The 6,294-nt window shown below is 71.4% G+C and carries 4 protein-coding genes; all 4 read left to right on the top strand.

Annotated features, from left to right (window positions below; all coding sequences use genetic code 11):
• A partial coding sequence (locus AOK09_RS12270; protein ID WP_055587195.1) for an ABC transporter ATP-binding protein occupies nucleotides 1-897 on the top strand: 897 nt, incomplete at its 5' end.
• The gene (locus AOK09_RS12265; protein WP_055587194.1) at nucleotides 894-2,273 is read left to right on the top strand and encodes an ABC transporter permease; all 1,380 of its coding nucleotides are present in this window, start codon (nucleotides 894-896) and stop codon (nucleotides 2,271-2,273) included. The genes AOK09_RS12270 and AOK09_RS12265, both read left to right, overlap by 4 nt.
• 4 nt (nucleotides 2,274-2,277) lie before the next feature.
• Nucleotides 2,278-5,031: a bifunctional YncE family protein/alkaline phosphatase family protein gene (locus tag AOK09_RS12260; protein WP_055587193.1), complete on the top strand. Its 2,754-nt coding sequence runs from the start codon at nucleotides 2,278-2,280 to the stop codon at nucleotides 5,029-5,031.
• Nucleotides 5,032-5,394: 363 nt separating this feature from the next.
• Nucleotides 5,395-6,294: glycoside hydrolase domain-containing protein (locus AOK09_RS12255; RefSeq protein ID WP_157875871.1), on the top strand; the 900-nt coding region annotated here is incomplete at its 3' end.

Here is a 6,294-nt window from a genome sequence, read left to right as displayed (position 1 = left end):
TTCGGTGACGTCGTCGCACTCGACGGCATCGATCTGGATGTGGCGCAGGGGCAGATCCACGGCTTGGTGGGACCCAACGGGGCCGGCAAGACCACACTGCTCGGCCTTCTGCTGGGCCTCGCCGTCGCCGACAGCGGCCGCCTCGAGATCCTGGGCGCCCCCGTCGGCCGGACGCTCGCCGCTCCCGACGGTGTCGCGGGCTTCGTGGACGGTCCCGGGCTCTACCCGTCGCTGACCGCCAGGCAGAACCTCGCCGCGCTGGCCGCCCTCCGCGGCCGCGGCACGCGCACCTCGGCGATCGACGACGCACTCGACCAGGTCGGGCTCACCGATGTCGCCGACGACCGGGCCCGGGGTTTCTCCCTCGGCATGCGCCAGCGGCTCGGCCTCGCCGCGGCCCTGCTCACCGGACCCCGGCTCCTCGTCCTGGACGAGCCCTCCAACGGTCTCGACCCGGCCGGGAAGAGGCATGTGCACGGCGTCCTCAACCGGCTGGCCGAGAACGGCACCTCCGTGGTGCTCTCCAGCCACCGCATGGACGACCTCGAGGCCCTGTGCTCCGAGGTCACCATCCTCGCCACCGGACGCATCGTCTTCTCCGGGCCGCTGGACAAGCTGGCCGCCGAGAACAGCGAACTCGACTACCGGCTGCTCACCTCCGACCCGGAGGCCGCCCGCGGAGTGGCCGCCGCCGTCCCCGGGGTCCAGCTCGTCGACCCCGCAGGGATGCGGCGCGGCGCCGGGGTGCTCGTGGTGCGCGCACAGGTGCCCGCCCTCGACGAGTTGGTGGTGCGGCTGGTGAACGGGGGCGTCGCGGTGCGCGAGATCGCCCCTGTGGTGTCGCCGCTGGAAGCCGCGTTCCTCGCCCTCACCGAGCAGCAGGAGGCCGCCCGATGAGCGCGACCCTCGTCCAGACCGATCCCGAGCCCCGGTCCCGGCCCCAGGCCGCCGCGGCCCGCCCCGTCCCGGTGGCGCGGGCCTACCGCTTCGAGCTGGTCAAGCTGGTCTCCCAGTGGCGGATCCGGCTGCTGGTCCTCGCCTGCTGGATCGTCCCGGCGGTCTTCGTCGTCGGGGTGAGCCGGCAGAGCACGCTCCCCACGGACACCCTCTTCGGCCGCTGGATGCACGCCACCGGGTGGGCCGGACCGCTGGTGGTGCTCGGCTTCGCGGGCAGCTGGGCGCTGCCGCTGCTGACCTCGGTGGTGGCCGGCGACGTGTTCGCCGCCGAGGACCGGCTGGGCACCTGGCGCCATCTGCTGGTGGCGGTCCGCTCGCCCCGGCGGATCTTCGCAGCGAAGGCGCTGGCCAGCCTCACCGTCCTGCTGCTGCTGGTGGCCGGCCTGGTCGCGTCCAGTACGGCCGGCGGGATCGCGGCGGTCGGCAGTCATCCGCTGGTCGGCCTCGACGGCGGGCTGCTGGCGCCGGGGGACGCCGCCGGCCGGGTCCTGCTCGCCTGGCTCTGCGTACTCGCACCGACCCTGGCGCTCGCCGGCATCGGATTCCTGGGGTCCGTGGCGCTGGGGCGCTCCCCGATGGGACTGCTGCTGCCCGCGCTGGTGGCGCTCGCGATGCAGCTCGCCCAGATGATGCCGCTCCCCGTCGGCGTACGCCTCGCCCTGCCCGGCTATGCCTTCGTCTCCTGGAACGGCCTGTTCACCGGCCCGGCGCAGCTCCGCCCGCTGCTGATCGGCATCGCGGTCGCCCTGGTGTGGGCCGTGGCCGCGACCCTGCCGGCCTATCTGCTCTTCCTACGGCGGGACTTCACCAACCTGTCCTACGACGGCTCGGGACGCCGCGCGGTCACCGTCGGGGTCCTGCCGCTGGCCGGGCTGCTCGCCCTCACGATCGCGGTCCTCGCCCCGGCGACGGGCGGCGGCTCCGGGATCGAACAGGACAAGGTGCAGCGATCGGTCGCCACGGCCTTCGCCCACCTGTACCGCATCCAGACCAGGGAACTCAACCGTCCCGGCGTCACCGAGGCACAGCTGAGGACCTCGGCGACGTGTGACAAGGGCAGCGACAGGGTCGCCACCGAAGGGCCGGGCAACGACTGGCGCTGCGTCGTCACCTGGCATCTCCCCGGCGTCGAGGCCGCAGGGACGGCCATCTACCAGCTCGACGTCACCCCCGACGGGCGGTTCGTCGCCGACGGCGACGGACCGAAGGAAGTGAACGGCTACTTCCTGGTGCGCACCCCGACCGGCGACGCACCGAACCCGCTGTGGCAGTTCGACGGCAACGTCGAACTGCTCCCGACCCCCTCGAAGGGATAATGCAATGCAGGTCACTCGCCGCCGCGTGCGTGTCGAGAACAACCTCTCCGGCTTCCGCGGCCGTATCGGCAGCCGTCGGACCCTGATCACGGCAGCCGCCACCGCCGTCGTCGTCGCCGCCGGCACGGGCATCGGCTTCGCCCAGACGGACCCGTTCGGTTCCCGCCACGTGGGCCAGGTCTACGACAAGGGCGAGCTGGTCTCCAGCAACCAGTACATCGACCCGTACGGCGAGCGCCTGGTCATCAACAACGGCAAGATCATGTCGTCCACGGTGAGCCCGGACGGCACCCACGTCGCGGCCGCGGTCACCGACGGCGGCGCCGCGCTCGCGATCGTGGACGTCAAGAACTGGAAGGTGCAGCAGCTCGTCAGCAACGCCGCGACGTCGACGCCGCGCATCAGCGGCAACGACGTGGGCCAGGAGGGCCCCGCGTACTCGCCCGACGGCAAGCACCTGTGGCTGGGCCGCACCGACGGCTACACCCGGTTCGACGTCAACGCGGACGGCAGTGTCACCAACCCGGTGGACATCAAGCTCCCGGCGGACGGCTCCAAGCACGCGCTGATGGCCGCCGCGGTGTTCTCGGCCGACGGCTCCACCGTGTACGCGGCGGTCAACGGCCAGAACCGCGTGGTCGCCCTCGACGCGGTGACCGGCGCCGTCAAGCAGAGCTGGGCGGTGGGCAACGCCCCGCGCGGCATGGTCCAGGTGGGCAGCAAGCTCTACGTCAGCAACGAGGGCGGCCGCCCGGCGAAGCCCGGCGACACCACCATCAACTCGTACGGCACCAATGTGGTGGCCGACCCGCAGACCGGTGCCGCGACCACCGGTACGGTCAGCGTGATCGACCTGGCGAACCCGGCCGCCGCCGCGACCAGCATCGACGTGGGTCTGCACCCGACCGCCGTGTACGCCAAGGACGGTGCGGTGTTCGTCACCAACACCGCCACCAACAGCGTGTCGGTGATCAGCACCAAGAAGGACGAGGTCGTCCAGACCATCGCCACCCAGCCGTGGTCCGAGGCGTCGATCGGCTACGAGCCCAACGCCGTCACCCTCACCGACGACGGCCACCTGCTGGTCACCCTCGGCCGGGCCAACGCCGTCGCCGTCTACCGCTACACCAGCCCGCAGGAGCCGGTCAGCTACGTCGGCCTGCTCCCCACGGACTACTTCCCCGCGGAGATCTCCTCCTCGGGCAACGACATCCTGGTCTCCAACACCCGCGGTATCGACGCCCTGCGTCCCACCACCGCCGCCGGTCACGCCACCCACGACACGACCTCCAGCGTGGTGCGGTTCACCCTGCCGAGCGACAAGGTCATCAAGGACCAGACCAAGAAGGTCTTCGAGCAGAACAACTGGACCAAGAACGCGGCCCAGATCGCCACCGGCAAGAAGGCCAAGGCCGTCCCGGTCCCGAACAAGATCGGCGACCCGTCGACGATCAAGCACGTCTTCCTGCTCGTCAAGGAGAACCGCACCTACGACCAGGTCTTCGGTGACATCCCCGAGGGCAACGGCGACCCGTCGCTGGCGCAGTTCGGCGAGAACGTGACGCCGAACCAGCACGCGCTGGCCCGGCAGTTCGGCCTGTACGACAACACGTACGACATCGGCACCAACTCCGCCGAGGGCCACAACTGGCTGATGCAGGCGGACAACCCGGAGTACACCGAGTCCTCCGCCGGTGAGTACCTGCGCAGCTACGACACCGAGGACGACTCGCTCGGCCACCAGACCAGCGGCACCCTGTGGAGCGGTGCCCAGGCGGCCGGCCAGACCGTGCGGGACTTCGGTGAGTTCCACCAGTTCCTGTCCAAGCCGTCCGGTGCGACCTGGCAGAACCTGTACTGCGACACCAAGAACATGGCGTCGACCGGCCAGGCCTCGGCCTACAAGCTGGCCTCCTCCTCGCCGATCCCGTCGCTCAACAACGTGTCGGTGCCCGCCTTCCCGAAGTTCGACACCAGCGTCCCGGACGTCTACCGCGCCCAGATCTGGAAGCAGGACTTCGAGCAGAACGGTCCGGCGAACCTGAACATGTTCTGGCTCTCCAGCGACCACACCGGCGGTCCGGCCAACTCGGCCGCCCAGGTCGCGGACAACGACCTCGCGGTCGGCCAGATCGTCGACGAGATCACGCACAGCAAGTACTGGAAGGACTCGGCGATCTTCGTCGTCGAGGACGACTCCCAGGCCGGTCTCGACCACGTCGACGGCCACCGTGCCCCGATCCAGATCATCAGCCCCTGGGCCCAGCACGGCACCGTCGACAGCAGCTACCACTCGCAGATCAACATGGTCCGGACCATCGAGCAGATCCTCGGGATCCAGCCGATGAACCAGAAGGACACGGCGGCGACGCCGATGGCCGAGGCGTTCACCAGCACCCCGGACTACACGCCGTTCACCGCGCTGCCCAACCGGACCTCGCTGACCAACGGCCTGGCCACCGCGCCGTCCTGCGGTCTGGACGTCCCGGCGCCGCAGGACCCGGCCGCCGCGGCCGCGCCGACCGGGGTCGTCCCCGCGGCCGAGCAGGCCGTCGCGGACAAGTGGTCGGACTGGAAGAAGCAGCAGCGGCTGACCGGTCCCAACGCTGTGCCGGACTACGCCAACCCGGCCCAGATGAACCACCTCACCTGGTACGAGTCGCACGACTGGAAGAAGCCGTACCCCGGCGAGAAGAAGATCGTCGCACCGGCGGAGGTGCCGGGCGCCTTCATCCCGTCGGCGGAGAACGACGGCTGACGTAGCCGGCGCACACCACACACCGCACACCGCACACCGCAGGGCCCCTGCCAGGCGTCACCGCCGGGCAGGGGCCCTGTCGCCCCCGGAGCCGGTCGGTGCCCGGAGCGCTCCCTGCGCGCCAGGGGCTGCCGCAACCTGACGGATGGTCACAAACGCCTGATAGCCGGGCGTTCGGCGCGGTGGGGAACGGGCCTCCCACATCGGCGACGTAAATTTTCGAAATCAAGTGCTGTGGCGGCACTAACTTACGCGCTACCTTTCCACTGCCCTCCATGGCGGCGCCGTGCGCAACGGCGCGCGCACCCGTGGACCGGGTGAACGACGCACAGTCCGGCCCCACCGTCCGAGAACTGGAGTGTCATGCCCCTGACCATCACGCGCCCCGCGGCCCACGCGGCGGCGGTCCTGCTCGCCGCAGCGGCCACACTCGCCTCCGCGGGCCCGAGCACCGCCGCAACGACGCCCGGCACAAAAGACGTCTCCTACCGCGGCTACCACCTACGGGTCCCCAGCAGCTGGCCGGTCGTCGACCTGGCCGCGGCCCCCGGGACCTGTGTGCGCTTCGACCGCCACACCGTCTACCTCGGCCACCCTACCGACACCGGGCAGGCCTCCTGCCCGGCGGGACCGGTCGGCCGCCGGTCCGGCGCGGTGCTGATCGAACCACTGGACGCGCGGAGCCGGACATCGGTGGACCGCCTCACCCGGATCGCCCCCCGCGGTTCCGCGAAGGCCCCGGCCCCCCACGCCGAGGGCGAGCCCGCCGGGCGGATACGCCAGGCCGTGCCCGCCGCCGGAGTGCTGGTCACCTCGGTCGGGGACGACCAGGCCGCCGCGCAGGGCGTCCTGGACAGCGCCACCCTGGACGGACAGGCCCGACAGGTTCCGCCCCCGGCAGCCACCGCAGACACGGTCGCGGCCACCACTGCCGTCGCCGCGCAGCCCGGCACCTACACCGGACTCGGCTTCGACCCCTGCTCCGCACCGTCCGCAGCGCAGATGTCCGCCTGGTCGGCGTCCCCCTTCCATGCCATCGGCGTCTACATCAGCGGCGTCAGCGCAGCCTGCGCCCAGCCCAACCTGACCTCGTCCTGGGTCCGGACCCAGACCTCCGCGGGCTGGCACGTCATCCCCATCCACGTCGGACTCCAGGCGCCCTGCACCACCTTCGGCCACCGGGTCTCCACCACCCTCGCCACCGCCGCCGGCCAGGGCCACAGCGAGGCCCAGCAGGCGGTCGCGGCGGCCGCCGCCCTGGGG

Origin of the sequence: Peterkaempfera griseoplana (assembly GCF_001418575.1) — a bacterium.
Lineage (GTDB): Bacteria > Actinomycetota > Actinomycetes > Streptomycetales > Streptomycetaceae > Peterkaempfera > Peterkaempfera griseoplana.
The sequence above is the reverse complement of the archived record's forward strand: the minus strand, read 5'-3'. Positions and strand labels throughout refer to the sequence as shown.

Excerpts from the sequence above, each read along its gene's own strand:
- AOK09_RS12265 (WP_055587194.1), top strand. The coding sequence starts at position 894 with ATGAGCGCGACCCTCGTCCAGACCGATCCCGAGCCCCGGTCCCGGCCC.
- AOK09_RS12260 (WP_055587193.1), top strand. The coding sequence starts at position 2,278 with ATGCAGGTCACTCGCCGCCGCGTGCGTGTCGAGAACAACCTCTCCGGC.